The 18,176-nt window shown below is 70.4% G+C and carries 14 protein-coding genes and 1 pseudogene; 11 read left to right on the forward strand and 4 right to left on the reverse strand.

Annotated elements, in window-relative coordinates; translation table 11 throughout:
- Nucleotides 1–62: 62 nt before the first annotated feature.
- The 4 genes from KYX17_RS10275 (at nucleotide 63) to KYX17_RS10290 (ending at nucleotide 5,951) form a co-directional block, all read left to right on the forward strand.
- Complete coding sequence (locus KYX17_RS10275; RefSeq protein WP_243227291.1) at nucleotides 63–1,553, forward strand: AlkA N-terminal domain-containing protein; 1,491 nt, start codon at nucleotides 63–65, stop codon at nucleotides 1,551–1,553.
- Entirely contained in the window at nucleotides 1,550–2,041 is a 492-nt protein-coding gene (locus KYX17_RS10280; RefSeq protein ID WP_243226891.1) for a methylated-DNA--[protein]-cysteine S-methyltransferase, read from the forward strand. Before KYX17_RS10275 ends, KYX17_RS10280 begins: the two co-directional genes overlap by 4 nt.
- Nucleotides 2,042–2,334: 293 nt before the next feature.
- Entirely contained in the window at nucleotides 2,335–4,143 is a 1,809-nt protein-coding gene (locus tag KYX17_RS10285; RefSeq protein ID WP_243226892.1) for an ABC transporter ATP-binding protein, read from the forward strand.
- Nucleotides 4,140–5,951 carry an ABC transporter ATP-binding protein gene (locus KYX17_RS10290; RefSeq protein ID WP_243226893.1) on the forward strand — a complete coding sequence of 604 codons (1,812 nt, stop codon included), beginning with the start codon at nucleotides 4,140–4,142 and terminating at the stop codon, nucleotides 5,949–5,951. Before KYX17_RS10285 ends, KYX17_RS10290 begins: the two co-directional genes overlap by 4 nt.
- 35 nt (nucleotides 5,952–5,986) lie before the next feature.
- Here the strand turns inward: KYX17_RS10290 and KYX17_RS10295 are convergent.
- The 3 genes and pseudogenes from KYX17_RS10295 to KYX17_RS10305 form a co-directional block, all read right to left on the reverse strand.
- A pseudogene (locus KYX17_RS10295) lies at nucleotides 5,987–6,232 on the reverse strand (acetylxylan esterase); the annotation flags it as partial.
- A gap of 131 nt (nucleotides 6,233–6,363) precedes the next feature.
- The gene (locus KYX17_RS10300) at nucleotides 6,364–7,206 is read right to left on the reverse strand and encodes an endonuclease domain-containing protein (protein ID WP_243226894.1); all 843 of its coding nucleotides are present in this window, start codon (nucleotides 7,204–7,206) and stop codon (nucleotides 6,364–6,366) included.
- A 257-nt stretch (nucleotides 7,207–7,463) separates the two neighbouring features.
- A complete protein-coding gene (locus KYX17_RS10305) occupies nucleotides 7,464–7,916 on the reverse strand; it encodes an N-acetyltransferase (protein WP_243226895.1) in 453 nt (150 codons plus the stop codon).
- Nucleotides 7,917–8,097: 181 nt separating this feature from the next.
- On the opposite strand from KYX17_RS10305, the gene KYX17_RS10310 reads away from it, so the two are divergent.
- Nucleotides 8,098–10,314 carry an NADP-dependent isocitrate dehydrogenase gene (locus KYX17_RS10310; protein ID WP_243226896.1) on the forward strand — a complete coding sequence of 739 codons (2,217 nt, stop codon included), beginning with the start codon at nucleotides 8,098–8,100 and terminating at the stop codon, nucleotides 10,312–10,314.
- 56 nt (nucleotides 10,315–10,370) lie between these two features.
- Here the strand turns inward: KYX17_RS10310 and KYX17_RS10315 are convergent, their stop codons facing one another.
- Nucleotides 10,371–11,822 (reverse strand): L,D-transpeptidase family protein, encoded by a 1,452-nt coding sequence (locus tag KYX17_RS10315; RefSeq protein WP_243226897.1) that lies wholly within the window; start codon nucleotides 11,820–11,822, stop codon nucleotides 10,371–10,373.
- 176 nt (nucleotides 11,823–11,998) lie between these two features.
- Between KYX17_RS10315 and KYX17_RS10320 the strand changes: the two genes are divergently transcribed.
- From KYX17_RS10320 to nagB, 6 genes are all read left to right on the forward strand, one after another.
- A complete protein-coding gene (locus KYX17_RS10320) occupies nucleotides 11,999–13,198 on the forward strand; it encodes an ROK family transcriptional regulator (RefSeq protein ID WP_243226898.1) in 1,200 nt (399 codons plus the stop codon).
- A gap of 63 nt (nucleotides 13,199–13,261) precedes the next feature.
- Nucleotides 13,262–14,530 (forward strand): extracellular solute-binding protein, encoded by a 1,269-nt coding sequence (locus KYX17_RS10325; protein ID WP_243226899.1) that lies wholly within the window; start codon nucleotides 13,262–13,264, stop codon nucleotides 14,528–14,530.
- A 136-nt stretch (nucleotides 14,531–14,666) separates the two neighbouring features.
- A complete protein-coding gene (locus KYX17_RS10330) occupies nucleotides 14,667–15,626 on the forward strand; it encodes a carbohydrate ABC transporter permease (protein WP_243226900.1) in 960 nt (319 codons plus the stop codon).
- Nucleotides 15,623–16,465, forward strand: a complete 843-nt coding sequence (locus tag KYX17_RS10335) for a carbohydrate ABC transporter permease (RefSeq protein WP_243226901.1) — start codon at nucleotides 15,623–15,625, stop codon at nucleotides 16,463–16,465. The genes KYX17_RS10330 and KYX17_RS10335 overlap by 4 nt, the downstream gene beginning before the upstream one ends.
- Complete coding sequence (locus tag KYX17_RS10340; RefSeq protein ID WP_243226902.1) at nucleotides 16,462–17,388, forward strand: ROK family protein; 927 nt, start codon at nucleotides 16,462–16,464, stop codon at nucleotides 17,386–17,388. Before KYX17_RS10335 ends, KYX17_RS10340 begins: the two co-directional genes overlap by 4 nt.
- Nucleotides 17,381–18,160 carry a glucosamine-6-phosphate deaminase gene (gene nagB / locus KYX17_RS10345; protein WP_243226903.1) on the forward strand — a complete coding sequence of 260 codons (780 nt, stop codon included), beginning with the start codon at nucleotides 17,381–17,383 and terminating at the stop codon, nucleotides 18,158–18,160. The genes KYX17_RS10340 and nagB overlap by 8 nt, the downstream gene beginning before the upstream one ends.
- The last annotated feature ends 16 nt before the right edge of the window (nucleotides 18,161–18,176 follow it).

The following is an 18,176-nucleotide window of genomic DNA, read 5'->3' on the forward strand; positions in this document are numbered from 1 at the left end:
TCCGAAAACCGCGAGCCGGTGTCGGGGAGGCGTGACAGGCTGGGGACGTGCCCACCCCCGCGATGACCTTCGACGAGCGCTACCGCGCGATCGACGCCAGGGACGCGCGCTTCGACGGTCAGTTCGTCACCGCGGTGCACACCACCGGCATCTACTGTCGTCCCAGCTGCCCCGCCCGCACGCCGCGCCCGGAGAATGTCACGTTCTACCCCACGAGCGCCGCCGCCCACGAGGCGGGCTACCGCGCCTGCAAGCGCTGTCTGCCCGAGGCCGCGCCGGGGTCGCCCGAATGGGACCTTCGCGGCGACGTCGCCGGGCGCGCCATGAGGCTCATCGCCGACGGCGTCATCGAGCGCGAGGGTGTGCCGGGGCTCGCCCACCGGCTCGGCTACTCGACCCGGCAGCTCGGCCGCATCCTCACCGCCGAGCTCGGCGCGTCGCCCCTCGCACTCGCCCGCGCCCACCGTGCCCACACGGCGCGAATGCTCCTCGTCGGCACGGACCTCCCCGTCGCGGACGTCGCCTTCTCCGCCGGTTTCGCGAGCGTGCGGCAATTCAACGACACCATCCGCGAGGTGTTCGGGATGACGCCGCTCGCACTGCGCGCGCGCCGGAGAACCGAGAACCGTGCGGCTCCCGGCGAGATCGACCTCCTCCTCGCGCACCGGCGACCCATCGACGACGGCGGCATCTTCGCGTGGATGGCGGCCCGCGCGCTCCCGGGAGTGGAGTCCTTCACGGCGACCACCTTCGCGCGCACCCTGCGTCTTGCCGGCGGCTCCGCGTGGTTCGAGGTGCGCCGCGACGGCGACGCACTGCGCCTGCGCGCCCGCCTCTCGCAGCTCGCCGACCTGCCGCAGCTGGTCACGCGCGTTCGTCGACTGTTCGATCTGGATGCGGACCCCCTCGCCGTCGATCAGGCGCTCGCAGCCCACCCCGAGCTCGCCGCCCGGGTGAGCGCTCTTCCCGGCATCCGCGTCCCCGGCGCCGCCGACCCGCACGAGATGCTCATCCGCGCGATGGTCGGCCAGCAGATCACGGTGGCCGCGGCGCGCACGGCCCTCGCCGCTCTCGCGCAGCACCTGGGGGAGCGGGTGCCCGCCCACGAAGGCACCGACCTGCTCTTCCCGACGATGGCGGCGATCGCGGAGCACGGCGCCGAGGTGCTGCGCGGGCCGGCCGCCCGCATCCGGGCCATCGTCGGCGCCGCCGCGGCGCTTGCCGACGGCTCGCTCATCCTCGACGCCGGCGGCGACCCGCACGAGCAGCGTGCGGCCCTGCTCGCGATGCCCGGGATTGGCCCGTGGACCGCGGACTACGTGCGGATGCGGGTGACGGGCGACCCCGACGTGTTCCTTCCCGGCGACGTCGCCGTGCGCACCGGCGCCGCCCGGCTCGGACTCCCCGCCGAGCCACGCGCCCTGACGGCGTGGGCTGTGCGCGCCGCGCCCTGGCGCAGCTACCTGACCGCGCACCTCTGGGCCGCCGTCGCCGCCGTTCCCGCGCCGATCACCCGTCCCACCCAGCTCCCGAACGAAAGCCGCATCGCATGACCGCGCACATCGCCACCATCACCACCCCCGACGGAGCCTTCACGGCGCTCGTCGATGATCGGCAGCGCGTGCTCGCCTCCGGCTGGAGCGACGACCACGAGGTGATCGTCGCGCGCCTGCGCGCGGCGGACCGGCCCACCGAGATCATCGAGGGTGCCGTCGATGCCCTGGATGCGGTCGCCGCCTACTACAGCGGAGACGTGCGGGCCATCGACGAGGTCGAGGTGCACCAGACGGGCACGGCGGGACAGCTCGCCGGCTGGCGGATGCTGCGGCGCATCGAGCCGGGGCAGCCCCTCACGTATGCGGAGTTCGCCGCGGCGCTGGGAAGCCCTCGTGCGGTGCGCGCCGCCGCATCCGTCTGCGCGCGTAACGCACCGGCACTGTTCGTGCCGTGCCATCGCGTGCTGCGCACGGGCGGCGCGATGGGCGGCTTCGCGTGGGGCATCGAGGTCAAGCGCAGCCTGCTCGCCCGCGAAGCCGCCTGATCCGCGCGCGCGGGAATGCCCGCGTGGAATTGGTCGTTGAACTCAGCGAGCACACAGCATAGGCTGGAGGGCTGTCGCGAGCGCTCGCCGCGGCATCCGTGCACTCGAGGAGGACGATATGACTCAGGCATTCGCCATTGCGGAACACCCCGCCGTCCTCGCGGTGCCCGCGCGCTTCGCGTAGCTGCCGCCTGCCGCCTGCGAGCGGCCTTCTCCCTCTCCGAGCCATCGCACCTCTGCGTTGCGAGCTCACCCTTCTGCGGCCTCGCCGTCGCACGCTCTCCTCGAGGATCATGAGTTCCACACCCTCTCGCTCGTCCACCGAACCGTCTACGTTTCGCGCCCTCGCGAGGCTTCTGCCGTTCGTGCGTCCCGTGCTGCGCCCGCTGGTGCTCGGCGCCGTCAGCGCGCTCGCTGCCAGCGTCGTCGCCCTGATGATCCCGCTCGTGCTCGAGGCCGTGGTCGCGGGTCCGATCGCCTCCGCGGACCCGACGCAGATCCTCTGGGGCACGCTCGCCGTCATCGGGCTCGGGCTCGCCGAAGCCGCCCTCGTCTGGGGTCGGCGGTGGTTCGTGCTCGCGCCGTCGACCAAGGTCGAGTACGCCCTGCGCACCGGCTTCGCCGCGCGGCTGCAACGGCTCCCGGTTGCCTTCCACGACCGGTGGCAGTCGGGTCAGCTGCTCAGCCGCATGATGCAGGACATCAGCCTCATCCGCCGCTGGCTCGCCTTCGGCGTGATCCTCCTCGTCGTCAACGTGCTGACGATCGCGCTCGGCTCGGTGCTGCTGTTCCAGTGGCACTGGGCGCTCGGCACGATCTTCCTGCTGTGCTCCGCGCCTCTCTGGTACGCCGGATATCGCTTCGAGAAGCAGTACGGGGTGCTCGCCCGCCAGAGCCAGGACCAGGCCGGCGATCTCGCCACCGCCGTCGAGGAGAGCGTGCACGGCATCCGCGTGCTGAAGGCGTTCGGTCGGGGATCCCACGCGCTGGCGAAGTTCGCGCGTCAGGCCGAGACGCTGCGCCAGACGGAGCTGCGAAAGGCCACGGCCATCGGGCTGATCTGGTTCTGGCTCGTGCTGCTGCCCGAGATCGCCTTCGCGCTGTGTCTGGCGGCCGGGATCGTGCTCGCTCAGCTCGGCCAGCTCTCTGTGGCTCAGCTCTTCGCGTTCTTCGCGATGGCGACGGTGCTGCGCTGGCCCATGGAGTCGATCGGCTTCCTCTTCTCCTTCCTCCTGGATGCGCGCACCGCCACCGACCGCGTGTTCGAGGTGTTCGACGAAGAGGTCACGATCGACGACCCGGACAAGCCGGTCTCGCTCGAGAGCCCGCGGGGGCGACTCGTCTTCGAGAACGTGCACTTCCGATACCAGGATGCCCCGGAGGCGCAGCGCGACCTGCTCGACGGCATCGACCTCGCCCTGGAGCCGGGGGAGACGATGGCGCTCGTCGGGCTCACCGGCTCGGGCAAGACCACGCTGACCACCCTGCCGACGCGTCTGTACGACGTGACCGGCGGGCGCGTGACGCTCGACGGCGTCGATGTGAGGGACCTCACCCTGAACGAACTGCGCACCCACATCTCGATGGCGTTCGAGGAGGCGACACTCTTCTCCTCGTCCGTGCGGGAGAACGTTCTGCTCGGCCGGGACGACTTGGATGCGGCCTCGCCGCAGGGTGAGCGCGTGTTGCGTGAAGCCCTCGACGTCGCCCAAGCGGAGTTCGTGGAACGACTGCCCGCCGGCGTCGACACCGTCATCGGTGAGGAGGGGTTGAGCCTGTCGGGAGGGCAGCGGCAGCGTCTCGCGCTCGCGCGGGCGGTCGCGGCGCGGCCATCGGTGCTCGTGCTCGACGACCCGCTGTCGGCGCTCGACGTCGACACCGAAGCGCGCGTGGAAGAGGGGCTGCGCCGGGTGCTCGCGGACACGACCGCCCTCATCGTCGCCCACCGGCCCTCGACCGTGGCCCTCGCGGATCGCGTCGCGCTTCTGGAGGAGGGTCGCGTCACCGCCGTCGGTACGCACAGCGAGCTGATGCGCTCCTCGGCGCATTACCGGCACGTGATCTCGAGTCTGGACGAGCAGGAGAAGGAGGAGGCGCGATGAGTACCGTCACGGGAACCAGCGGCGAGGATCGCTCCGACTACACGCGCGCGGAGAGCCGCGAGATCCGGCGTCGCTCGATGCGCCTGCTCGGCTCCCTCATCCGCCCGCTGCGCGCGAAGCTCGTGCTCGCGGCCGTCGTACTCGTGGTCTCGACGGCGCTGCGGGTCGTGGGACCGGCGCTGATCGCGTTCGGCATCGACAACGCGCTGCCGGCGGTGGTGAACGAGATGGACTGGCTGCCCACGATCGGCGTGGTGGCCGTCTATCTCGCGTCCGGGCTGCTTGGAGCAGCCCTCATCGGGTGGTACGCCGTCGTCGCTGCGCGGCTCACGCAGGCGGTCATGCTCGACCTTCGCACTCGCATCTTCCGCCACACGCAGCGGCTCAGCCTGGAGTTCCACGAGTCGTACACGTCTGGGCGGATCATCTCGCGCCAGACGAGCGACCTCGACACGATCCGGGAACTGCTCGACGGCGGGCTCAACGAACTCGTCTCGGGCGTGCTGTTCGGTGCCTTCACGCTCATCGCGCTGCTGCTGCTGGACTGGCAGAGCGGCGTCGTGCTCATCGTCATGGGCATCCCGCTCGCACTGCTCATGCGCTGGTTCTACCGCCGCTCGCAGATGGTCTATCGCGAGTCGCGCGTGATCAGCGCGAAGGTCATCGTGCACTTCGTGGAGACCATGACCGGCATCCGCGCGGTCAAGGCGTTCCGCAAGGAGAAGCGCGGCGACGCGGAGTTCGGTGAGCTGAGCGAGCAGTACCGCGACGTCAACATGCGCTCCATCCGGCTGTTCGGCACGTTCGAACCCGGACTGATGGCGATCTCGACGCTCAGTCTCGGCGCGATCCTGCTCCTGGGCGGCATCCGCGTCGCCGGCGGAGCGCTGGAGATCGGTGTGCTGCTGGCGGCCGTGCTGTACGTGCGCAACTTCTTCTCGCCGCTGCAGGAGGTGGCGATGTTCCTGAACTCCTACCAGTCGGCCGCGGCGGCGCTCGAGAAGGTATCGGGCGTGCTGGAGGAGGAGCCCACGGTTCCCGAGCCCGCGCATCCGGTGGCACTGGCGCAGCCGCGCGGCGCGATCCGCTTCGACGATGTGGCGTTCGGCTACGGCGACGGGCGCGTGGTGCTGCCCGACTTCTCGCTCGACGTACCCGCGGGGCAGACGATCGCCCTGGTCGGCACGACGGGGGCGGGCAAGTCGACGTTGGCGAAGCTGGTCTCCCGCTTCTACGACCCGACCAGCGGCTCCGTGACGCTCGACGGTGTGGACCTGCGGACGCTCGGCTCGGCGGACCTGCGCCGCGCGATCGTGATGGTCACGCAGGAGGCGTACCTGTTCAGCGGCACCGTCGCCGACAACATCGCGCTCGGCAAGCCCGATGCGACCCTCGACGAGGTGCGGGATGCGGCCATGGCCGTCGGTGCGCACGCGTTCATCGAGGCGCTCCCCGACGGCTACGACACCGACGTGAACAAGCGCGGCGGGCGTGTGTCGGCGGGACAGCGTCAGCTGATCTCGTTCGCGCGCGCGTTCCTCGCGAACCCGGCGGTGCTGATCCTCGACGAGGCGACGGCCTCGCTCGACATCCCGAGCGAACGCCAGATCCAGTCGGCTCTGGGAACGCTCCTCGCCGATCGCACCGCCATCATCATCGCGCACCGCCTCTCCACGGTCGCCATCGCGGACCGCGTGCTCGTCATGGAGCACGGGCGCATCGTCGAGGACGACGCGCCCGAGGCGCTCATCGGCGGCTCCGGCACGTTCGCGCGGCTGCATGCCGCCTGGCGCGACTCACTCGTGTGACGGTTCGGGATGCGGCGCCCCGCCGCATCCCGAACTCACACGCGTGCGGCGAGGAACTCCGCCTGCACCAGCCACTGGTACATGAGACCGCCCTCGTGCTGGTTGTGGGGATAGACCTCGATGTCGGCCTCGCCCGCGTAGTGGTTGCGGGCGGCGACGACCGTGGAGGGCGGGCATGTCTGATCGTGCAGCGCGGTGGAGAACAGTGCGGGCGCGTGTGAGCGGCGCGCCATGTTGACGCCGTCGAAGTAGGAGAGCGTCGTGAACACCCGCTCCTCGGTGTGGCGGTGCGGCGATCCGCCGCCGGCCGCATCCCGCCGCGTCCGTCATCGCGCGTCGGAGATTCGCGTGAATGTCGGAGGATCCGCCCCGCATCCTCCGACATCGGGGTGATTCTCCGACGCACGTGCGCTCAGCGGGCGAGGTGCAGACCGGCGGCGACGGCGCGGGCGACCGTGCGCTCCACGGCCGGCCAGTCGTAGACGACCTGGGCGTAGCCGAAGCGCAGAACGGTGTACCCGCGCAGCCGCAGCTCGGCATCGTGGGCGATGTCGCGGCCTCGCTGGGCGGCGCTCTGATGATGGGCGAATCCGTCGAGCTGGATGACGAGCCGGTCGCCGATCAGCACGTCCACCCGATGCCCGGCGATCACCGCCTGCTGCCGGATCGACAGTCCCCAGGGGCCCAGCCGGACGACGAAGACGGTCTCCAACCCGAAGTCCGACAGTCCCGTCACCTCGCGCGCGAGGGCGGATGCGGCGGGCGAGCGCCATCGCACGAGTCGCAGCGCCTCGACCGACAACCCCTCCGCCCGGACGGCCGACTCCCATACGATGCGCGCGGCCTCCGGGGAGAGGCACGCCGCCACATGGCGCAGCGCATCCTCGGCGGACTCGACGAGGGCGAAGCGGCCTGCGGGGGCGATGGGCACGCTCCAGTGCGCGATGGTTCCGGCGGGGACGTCTCCGGAACGCCCGTGCGGCGGCAGATGCAGGTGCAGGGCGGGGTCGACCAGCGGGGGCAGCCACCATCCCCGATGGCGCGCGGCGGACACGCATGCCACCCGCCCACCCGCCGCGGCGGCGGCCGCGAGATCGGCGGGCGCAGCATCCGTCGCGATCCACGCGCGGCGCAGAATCCGGATGCGGCCGGCCGCGGCATGCGCACGCACCTGCCGGGCGCCGTACCCGGCGTCAGCGGCCAGCGCTCGATGAGCCAGGCCGCCCTGTGACCTCAACCAGTCTTCGAGAGTCATCCCGCCAGCATCCGCGGCGTGCGTCGCAGCGCGGGCGGGTTCCGCACAGGAAGTGCGCGACACGCGGGGACGCGGCCACGGGGGAGGGAAGGGCGGTCCGGGCTTCCGGTCGGAGATTCGCCCTCGCGTCGGAGGATTCCGGCCGAAAGCCCCGACGTCCGTTCAGATCTCCGACGCGCGTGCACCGCCCGCAGCCACCACGCGCGCAGTGCCGACCCGTGTCCGGCGGCCGCCGCGCACAGCGGCGGCCGCGGCCCTCAGAGCGCGATGCGGGCGACGACCTCGCCGAACTCGGTCTCGCCGACGGGTTCAAAGCCCACGCGGCGGAAGAACGCCTCGGGACCGCCCTCGCCTGCCTCGTAGATGACGTCGACGTGGTCCATCCCTCGCTCGCGCGCCTCGTTCGTGAGCCCCTCGATGGCGAAGCGGCCGATGCCCTGGCCCTGGTCGTCGGCGTCGACGTTGATGCGCCAGAGGACCGAGCGGAACCATTCCTGCGTCTCGTGCTCGTCGAAGTTGGCGCTCACGAACCCGACGACGTCGTCGCCCGCGAGCACGACGCGCTGCCAGCTGGTGCGCGGGTCGATCACGGTCGCCGCGACCCCGTAGCTCACGGGGGCGAGGAACTGTTCCTGCCCGGGTTTGAGGGACATGTTGTTCACGGCGACGATCGTCGCGGCCGACAGCTCTTCGAGGCGCAGTTCGGTCATGGTCACAGGCTAACGCCTGCCGCCCGCCCGCGGGGAGGGATGCGGGCCGTGTGAACTCCGAGGCCCGGATGCGGCGGGAGCCGGGTCATCGGGCCGGGAAGATATCTCGACATCGAGATAACCGGACCGGGTGCGATAGGCTGGCGGCTGACCCTCGACGCCTCTATGGAGAGACAAATCCGTGCCTGATTCCACGATCATCTACACGCACACCGACGAGGCTCCTGCACTCGCCACCGCATCCTTCCTTCCCATCGTCCGTGCCGTCGCCGGCCAGGCGGGGGTCGAGATCGCGACGCGCGACATCTCGCTCGCCGGCCGCATCCTCGCAGCCTTCCCGCAGCAGCTCACCCCCGAGCAGCTCGTCGGCGATGCGCTGGCCGAACTCGGCGCGCTCGCGACCCTGCCGGAGGCGAACATCATCAAGCTGCCGAACATCTCGGCATCGATCCCGCAGCTGAAGGCAGCGATCGCCGAACTGCAGGCGCAGGGCTACGACATCCCGAACTACCCCGACGAGCCGAACGGCGTCGAGGAGGAGAGCGTCCGCGCGCGCTACGACAAGATCAAGGGTTCCGCGGTGAACCCGGTGCTCCGCGAGGGCAACAGCGACCGTCGTGCTCCCGGCGCGGTCAAGAGCTACGCGCGTAAGCATCCGCACCGCAACAAGGCGTTCGCCGAGGGCTCGAAGACCCGCGTCGCGACCCTCGGACACGACGACTTCCGCTCGAACGAGATCTCCTGGGTCTCGCCCGATGACGACACCCTCACCATCCGTCACGTGGATGCGGCGGGCACCGAGACCGTGCTGAAGTCCGGCCTCAAGGTGCTTCCGGGTGAAATCGTGGATGCGACGTTCCTGTCGGCCGCGGCGCTGGACGCATTCCTCGCCGAGACGCTGGCGACAGCCAAGGCCGACGACGTGCTGTACTCCGTACACCTCAAGGCGACGATGATGAAGGTCAGCGACCCGATCATCTTCGGCCACGTCGTCAAGGCGTTCTTCGCCGATGTCTTCGCGCGCTACGGCGACCAGCTCGCCGCCGCCGGACTCACCCCCAACGACGGTCTCGGCGCGATCCTCTCCGGACTCTCGGGGCTCGAGAAGGGCGACGAGATCGCCGCGGCGTTCGAGCAGGCGATCGCCTCGGGTCCGCGCCTGTCGTACGTCAACTCCGACAAGGGCATCACGAACCTGCACGTGCCCTCCGACGTGATCGTCGACGCGTCCATGCCGGCGCTCATCCGCAACGGCGGAAAGCTGTGGGGCGTCGACGGCGGCGAGGACGACACGCTCGCGGTCATCCCCGACTCGTCCTATGCCGGGGTGTACCAGGCCGTGATCGAGGATGTCATCGCCCACGGCCCGCTCGACCCTGCCACGATCGGCACCGTCCCGAACGTGGGACTCATGGCGCAGGCGGCCGAGGAGTACGGCAGCCACGACAAGACGTTCGAGATCGCTTCCGGCGGTGTCGTCCAGGTGGTCACCTCCGCGGGTGAGGTCGTGCTCGAGAGCGCGGTCGAGGCGGGCGACATCTGGCGGGCGACGCAGACCAAGGACATCGCCGTGCGCGACTGGGTGAAGCTCGCCGTGACGCGTGCTCGCGCCACCGGCGTTCCCGCCGTGTTCTGGCTCGACGAGGGCCGCGCGCACGACGCGCAGCTCATCGCCAAGGTGCGCACCTATCTCGCCGAGCACGACACCGAGGGCCTGCAGATCGAGATCCTCGCGCCGACCGAGGCGACGCTGTTCTCGCTCGAGCGCCTGCGCGCGGGTCAGGACACCATCTCGGTGACCGGCAACGTCCTGCGCGACTACCTGACGGATCTGTTCCCCATCCTCGAGGTCGGCACGAGCGCCAAGATGCTCTCGATCGTTCCGCTGCTCGCCGGCGGCGGGCTCTTCGAGACGGGTGCCGGCGGCTCCGCGCCCAAGCACGTGCAGCAGCTGCTGGCCGAGGACTACCTCCGCTGGGATTCGCTCGGCGAGTTCTTCGCGCTCGCCGCATCCTTCGAGCACTTCGCGACCTTCACCGGCAACGTCCGTGCGCAGGTGCTTGCGGACACGCTGGATGCCGCGACCGGCACGTTCCTCGAGAACGACAAGTCGCCCGGTCGCGCCCTGGGCACGATCGACAATCGCGGCAGCCACTTCTACCTCGCGCTCTACTGGGTGCAGGAGCTCGCTGCGCAGTCGGCGGATGCGGAACTGGCCAGCGCGTTCGCGCCGATCGCTGCCGAGCTCGCGGCGGCCGAGGAGACGATCGTCGCCGAGCTGCTCGCTGTACAGGGCAAGCCCGTCGAGATCGGCGGCTACTACCACCCGAACCCGGACCTCGTGTCCGAGGTCATGCGTCCGTCCGCGACGCTGAACCGCATCATCGACGCGATCTGACATCGCAACGAAGAGGGGGCCGGATGCGGATGCATCCGGCCCCCTCTTCGTGCGGCTCAGTAGTGGACCGAGACCTCGGAACCCTTGGAGAGGAACTCGTAGGCCCAGGCCGCCTGGTCGATCGGCATGTTGATGCAGCCGTGGCTCATCGGGTTGCCGAAGTTGTTGTGCCAGTAGGTGCCGTGGAATCCGATGTCCGGCGCGAAGTAGGTGACCCAGGGGACGTCCTTGGTGCAGTAGGTCGACGTGGGCGTGCAGCCCATGTCTTGCATCCGCACGTGCGCGAACACGGTGAACTCGCCCGTCGGAGTGGCGTTCGCGCCGAGCCCGGACGAGATCGGCCAGCTGTTGACGACCTGTCCGTTCTCGTAGAAGGTCGCCCGCTGCGTGCTGAGGTTCACGTCGGAGTAGCGGTGAAGCGCCGTCGTGGCGAACGGAGCCTCGGTCACCGGCAGCTGATACACCGCGTCGCCGGCGGCGAGCTGAGCGGCGAAGTCGTCGGCCACCTGGGACGTGTCGCCGAGCGTGCGTCCCGCGGCGCCCGGCGTGAGGTCGCGGAGCACGTCGCCGGCGGCGTTGGTGACGACGGTGGCGTCGATGGGCGCGCGGTTCACGAGCGGAGCCAGCGTGGCGACCGTCTGCTGGATGGCGTCGGCATCGGCGGAGAGGGTGAGCTTGCCGTCCTCGGTGCCGAGCTTCAGCCACGATGCCGCGAGCGCGCGGTCCACAGGGACGGTGCGCTCCTCGCCGACGTAGAAGCCGATCGTGTCGAGGATGCCGTTCAGTCGTGCGACCGAGGCCTCGGCATCCGCGGTCGTGATGGCGGGATCCACTGGAACGATGGAGGCCTCGATCGTGGCTCGACCGCCGCCGGAGGAGAACGCCTCGGACAGGGCGGTGCGCACCTGTTCGAGGTCGATGCCCTCTCCGACCTTCTCGGGCGAGGACACGTAGGTGGCGGTCGCGGCGTCGAACGTCACCGTCGCATCGGCGGGGTCGGTGTACGCACCGGGGGCCACCTCGCGAAGGGCCTCGGTGGCGACGGCCGGGTCGAGCGTCACGTCCGCCACGAGCGGCTCGGAGTTCCACTGGGTCACGTTCCACAGGGGGTGTGCGTCGAAGGCCTGCTCGGCGATCGTGCGTGCGTCGATCGACGCACCGAGCGCGGCGCCGGTGACCGTGACCTCGCCGTCGGGGGTGTCGAGCACCACCGTCGCGCTGGCGAGGCGGGAGGACAGTGCGTCGGCTGCACCGCCGACGGTCAAGCCGCCGATCGGCACGCCGGCGACAGCGGTGCCCGGAGCGATGAGTACGAGCGACGCCGTGACGGCCGCGATCGCGAGGACGCCCGAGGGGATGCCGATCCAGAGACCGAGGTGGCGCTTGCGAGGCTTGGGCTCTTCGGGCGCCCACGCGTAGACGGGCGTCGCGCCGTCGCCGGACCCGGCGTCGGTGGCGTCCGCCGCCGTGTCGTTCTGTGCGTGCGGTCCGGTTACCAGATCCGTCACACTCTCACCCCCGTGCATCGTGTGCTGTGTCTTCCCAGGGTACGCGAGCAAGTCTGATAAAGGCGTGGTCAGACTCCGATCTCCGACAACGTTCCGATTACGGCGCCGTGTAACAGTCGTGTGACGAGCGCGCAGGATGCTTGCATCATGTTTGTTCGTAAGGTGTACTAACAAACATGACTGCATCGGAAGTGCAGCGCGGCGCTTCCCTCTCGGAGTCCGCGCACACCCACACGACCACTCGTGGCGGCGCCTTCGCCCCCGGACGCGCGTTGCGCACGGGAGTCAAGGTCCTGCCCGAGCATGCACGCGGACACAACCGCTCGCTCGTGCTGCAGACGCTGTTCCACCGCGGTGCGATGAGCCGCGCTGATCTGTCGCGGGAGACCGGACTCACCCGGGTGACGATCTCGGACCTGGTTGCCGAACTGATCGGCGACGGGTTCGTCGTCGAGAAGGGGATGCGTGAGGGCAGCCGCCCCGGCAAGCCGGCCATGCTCGTCGACGTCGACCGGGCCGGTCACCGCATCATCGGGCTCGATCTGTCAGGCAGCGATGCCTTCATCGGTGCCGTCCTGACTCTCGACGGCGACATCGTCGCGCGCGCCGAGACGCCGCATCCGGCCGCCGCATCCGAGGTTCTGGCAGCTGTCATCTCACTCGCCGAGCGGCTCGTGGCCGACGCGAAGGCCCCCGTGCTCGGCGTCGGGGTCGGCACGCCCGGCGTCATCGACGACCGCGGCATCGTGCTCACGGCGCCGAACATGGGGTGGGCTGGCTTCGACCTCGAGGGAGTGCTGAGCGAGGCGCTCGGTCTCGAGGTGCTCGTCGCCAACGACGCGAACGCCGCCGTGCTGGCGGAGTACACGTTCGGCGGCTCCGGCGACGACGTGCTGCTGGTGAAGGTCGGCAGTGGTGTCGGGTCGGGCCTGCTCGCCGGCGGTCAGCCCATGCGCGGCAGCCGCTTCGCCGCGGGCGAGATCGGTCACGTGACCGTCGGTACCGACGGCGGCCCGCTCTGCGCGTGCGGCAAGGTCGGCTGCCTCGAGGCGTGGCTGTCCGTGCCGGCGTTGACGGCCAGAGCGGATGCGGCCGCCCCCGGCGAGCGCGACACGGTCCTTCGGGATGCGGGGGAGCGGCTCGGTATCGCGCTCGCCCCGGTCGTCGGCGCCCTCGATCTGTCGGAGATCGTTCTCTCCGGCCCCCCTGAACTCCTCGGCGGTGTGCTTGCGCAGGCCACCGCCGAGGCCCTCCGCACGCGGACACTCGCCCCCTTCCACGAGGGCGTCCGGGTGCGGATGACGGAGCAGGGCCAGGACATCGTCCTGCGCGGTGCGGCCGTCATGGTCCTGTCGGCGACGCTCGGCGTCTCCTGACAGGACCTTCCCGGGAGCGCCGCCGGTGCTCACGGTCTCATCATCGAGAACAGAGGACAGCACATGAAGAAGTTCCTCCCAGCCGTCGCCCTGATGGGCGCATCGGCGATTGCGCTTGCCGGATGCGCGGGGACAGGGGGCGGCACGTCGAGCGGCGGCAGCGCCCAGATCCGAGTCTGGCTCGTCGGCACCGACACCCCTCAGGATGCCCGCGACTATCTCGTGAAGACGTTCGAGGATCAGAATCCCGGATCCACGCTGGTCATCGAGGAGCAGCAGTGGACCGGGCTCGTCGACAAGCTCACCACGAGCCTGTCGTCCAACGACAGCCCCGACGTGGTGGAGATGGGTAACACGCAGGCCCCCGCGTTCACCTCGAGCGGTGCGCTGCTGAGCCTGGGCGACATCGAGGAGGAGCTGGGCGGCTCGGACCTGCTGCCCGGATTCGTCGAGGCCGGCAGCTGGGACGGCGAGCTCTACGCCGCCCCCTACTACTCGGGCTCCCGCGTCGTGTTCTACAACACGGCGCAGTACGCGCAGGCCGGTGTCTCGGTGCCGACGACGCTCGACGAGTACGTGTCGAACGGCGTGACCCTCGCGGCGGCCCTCCCCGGCGTCTCGGGCGTGTACTTCCCCGGCAAGGACTGGTACAACGGGCTTCCCTTCATCTGGGAGAACGGCGGCGAGGTCGCCGTCCAGAGCGATGACGGCAGCTGGGACGCCCAGCTGTCCAGCCCCGAATCGATCGCCGGGCTCGAGCAGGTGCAGGAGCTGATGACGAAGGCGTCTCTGGCGCCCAAGGACGGCGACGAGACCGAGGGATGGGTGCCCTTCCGCACGCAGCAGGCGGCGACCTACTCCGCGCCGAGCTGGGCCTACTGGTCGATCGTCGCCGACGAGGACAAGCAGGCGACCGCGGTCGCCGAGACGACCGGCGAGTTCGCTCTGCCCGGCGCCAAGGGCGGTGCCGCCCAGGTGTTCGCGGGCGGTTCGAACGTCGGCATCGCCGCCAAGTCGAAGAACCCGGAGCTGGCGAAGTCCGCGCTGGAGATCATGCTGAGCGACGAGTATCAGACGATCCTGGCCGAGGCGGGCCTCGTGCCCGCCAAGACGTCGCTGGGCGACAAGGTCGCCGCCGCCACGCCCGAGCTCGCCTCCGTCATCGCCTCGGCTGCGGCCAATGCCAAGCTCACGCCGGCATCCCCGAACTGGGCGGATGTGGAGGCGCAGGGCATCATGCAGGACCTGTTCGTCAACATCGCCGGTGGGGGCGACGTCGCCTCGCTCGCGGCCGCTGCCGACGAGCAGATCGAATCCATCCTCAACGGCTGATCCACCCCGCAGCGACGAGTCGAATCGTCTCGGGTTTCGACTCCGCGTTTCGACTCGTCGCTGCGCTCCTCGCGGGGCGACCGGCTCGTGCCGGGCGTTCGCGGGGAGCATCCCCCATCCGTTCTCAGGAGTCACCATGGCTGTCGCCACCGAGCTGCCCGTCGACGCGGTCATCGCGTCCGGGCCCCCGTCCGATCCGCGCCGCCGGCGGCGCCTGGCACTCACACCTCTTCTGCTGCTCTCGCCCGCGCTGGTCATGCTCGCCGTGTTCATCGGCTGGCCGCTCGTGCAGATGGTGGTCATGTCGTTCCAGGAGTTCGGCCGTGCGCAGATCTTCGGCGCACCGCCCTCCTTCGTCGGTCTCGACAACTACATCGCCGTGCTCACGGACTCGGGATTCTGGCAGGTGCTCGCGCGCAGCGTGCTGCTGTGCGTGGTCTGCGTCGCGGCGACGATGGTCCTCGGCGTTCTGGTCGCGCTGCTCATGACCAAGCTCGGCCGCGTCATGCGCACGGCCGTCTCTGTCGCGCTGCTGCTGGCCTGGGCGATGCCGGCGCTGACCGCCACGATCGTCTGGGGCTGGATCTTCGACACCCAGTACGGCCTCGTCAACTACGCGCTCACCCAGCTGACGGGCACCGACTGGACCGGCCACAGCTGGCTCATCGACCCGCTGAGCTTTTTCGCCGTGGCGGCCATCATCATCACGTGGGGCGCGATCCCCTTCGTCGCCTTCTCCGTCTACGCCGGGCTCGGACAGGTGCCCGACGAAGTGCTCGAGGCCGCGCAGCTGGACGGAGCGGGCGCCTTCTCGCGCTTCCGGCTCATCGTCTTCCCGTACCTGCGCTCGATCCTCGTCGTGCTCCTGATCCTCCAGGTCATCTGGGACCTGCGCGTGTTCGCCCAGATCTACGCCCTGCAGACCATCGGCGGCGTCCGCGCCGACACGAACACCATCGGCGTCTACATCTACAGCGTCTCGATGGCCTCGGGCGACCTCGGCTCGGGCGGCGCGATCTCGGTGATCCTCGTCGCGATCATGCTCGTGATCTCCGGCTACTACATCCGCTCCATGCTCCGTCAGGAGGAGGCATGACCACGCGCGCACGCACCCGCACCGGCCGGGTTCTGCTGAATCTGGCCGCCCTGGTGGTGATCATCTGCGCGGTGTTCCCCGTGTACTGGATGGTCAACACGTCGCTGCTGCCCGCATCCGCCGTGCGAGGTGAGACGCCCCACTTCTGGCCCGACCAGTTCACGCTGCGCAACTACGCGACGGCGCTCGGTGAGGGCGGGTTCCTCGGCGCGCTCGGCACCTCGGTGACGGTGACGGGCATCACCCTCGTCGCGGCTCTCCTGTTCGCGTTCCTCGCGGCGGTCGCGCTCTCGCGGTTCCGCTTCCGCAGCCGCAAGAGCATCGTCGTCGCCATCCTCGTCGTGCAGATGATCCCCGCGGAGGCGATGATCATCTCGACCTTCCGCGTGCTCGACGGCTGGGCGCTGGTCAACACGATCGCCGGCCTCAGCCTCGTCTACATCGCGATCGTCCTCCCGTTCACGATCTGGACCCTGCGCGGCTTCGTCCAAGGCGTGCCCGCGGAGCTGGAGGAAGCGGCGATGATCGACGGCTGCAGCAGGACCGGGGCCTTCTGGCGGGTGACCTTCCCGCTGCTCGCACCGGGCCTCGTCGCCACCGGTGTGTTCGCGTTCATCCAGGCGTGGAACGAGTTCGTGTTCGCGCTCGTCATCCTCACCCGCCCCGATCCGCAGACCCTGCCGATCTGGCTGCGCGCGTTCGTGCAGGTCACGAAGGCGACCGACTGGTCCGTGGTCATGGCCGCCTCCACCCTGATGGCGCTGCCCGTCGTCGCGTTCTTCCTCATCGTGCAGCACCGCATGACCGGGGGACTGGTCTCGGGCGCGGTGAAGGGATGAGGGTCGGACTCGACGTCGGCGGCACCAAGACCGATGCGGTGGTCGTCGACGCCCGGGATCAGGTGGTCGCCTCGGTGCGGCTCGCGACCCTCTGGGGTCCGGTGGGCGTGGTGGAGACCGTCGCCGACGCCGTCGCCGCCCTCGGCACCCTGCCGGGCATCGACGCCGCGCAGTTTTCGTCGGTCGGGATCGGGATGCCGGGTCAGGTGCGTTCGGGGTCGGGGCGTGTGACCCACGCTCTCAACCTCGGCGTGGCGGATCTCGACGTCGCCGCCGCTGTCGCTCCCCGGCTGGGGCTGCCCGTGCACGTCGAGAACGACGTCAAGGCGGCGGCGCTCGGAGCCGCGGCGCTGGAGCCGCCCGGGGCGAGCCTGGCGTTCCTGAACCTCGGCACCGGCGTCGCGGCCGGCATCGTGCTCGGCGGTGCGCTCTGGCGCGGCGCCGGAGGGTCGGCCGGGGAGGTCGGGCACATCAGCATCGATCCCGAGGGCCCGCTCTGCCGCTGCGGCGGTCGCGGATGCATCGAGGCGCTCGCCGGAGGAGCTGCGATCGCCGACCGATGGGGACGCCCCGCCGCCCTCCCGGTGCGCGACGTCTTCGACGCCGCGGACGCGGGCGATCCGCTCGCCGCCGTCATCCGCCGCGATCTCGCCCGCGCGGTCGCTGCGGCCGTGCGCATCCTCGTGCTGACGGCCGACGTGGAACGGGTCGTCCTCGGCGGAGGCCTCACCGCGCTCGGCGACCGGATGCTCCCGGAGGTCCGCATCGAGCTGGAGCGCAGCGCCGCCGCATCCCCGTTCCTGCGTTCGCTCGCTTTGGCGGATCGGATGCGGGTGCTACCGGCCGGTTCGCCGGCAGCGGCGGTCGGAGCGGCCATCGTCGGAGGAACAGCAATCGAGCAGGAGGTGAGCGCACGTGGCTGAAGTCGTCATCGTCGCGTCGAAGCAGGAGGGCGGCGCGATCGTCGCCGACGAGATCGTGCGGCTGATCCGGATGCGGGAGGACGCCGTTCTGGGACTGGCCACGGGCTCCACGCCGCTGCCGGTGTACGAGGCGCTGCGCGAGCGCATCGGGGATCTCGATGTGGCGCGGGTGCGCGGCTTCGCGCTCGACGAGTATGTGGGTCTGGATCCCTCGCATCCCGAGAGCTACCACTCGGTGATCGCGCGCGAGGTGGTCGAGCCGCTGGGGCTGGACCCCGCCCGCATCCGCGTGCCGGACGGCCGCCAGGCGGGGATCGCCACGGCGGGCGAGGAGTACGAGCGTGCGATCCGTGACGCCGGCGGTGTGGACCTGCAGATCCTGGGGATCGGCACCGACGGGCACATCGGGTTCAACGAACCCGGCTCGTCGTTCGCGTCGCGCACGCGCGTGAAGACCCTGACCGCGCAGACCCGCGAGGACAACGCCCGGTTCTTCGCCGATGCCTCCGAGGTGCCGCGTCACTGCATCACGCAGGGTCTCGGCACGATCCTCGAGGCTCGGCACCTCGTGCTCCTCGCCTTCGGGCAGGAGAAGGCGGATGCGGTCGCCGGGGCTCTCGAGGGCCCGGTCACGGCGATGGTCCCGGGGTCGGCGGTCCAGCTGCATCCGCACGTCACCGTCGTCGTGGACGAGGCCGCCGCATCCCGTCTGCGCCTGGCGGACTACTACCGCGCTAGCTGGGAGGGAAAGCCCGACTGGCAGGGACTCTGACCGCTCGGTGTCCCAC

Source organism: Microbacterium sp. CIAB417 (genome assembly GCF_022788845.1).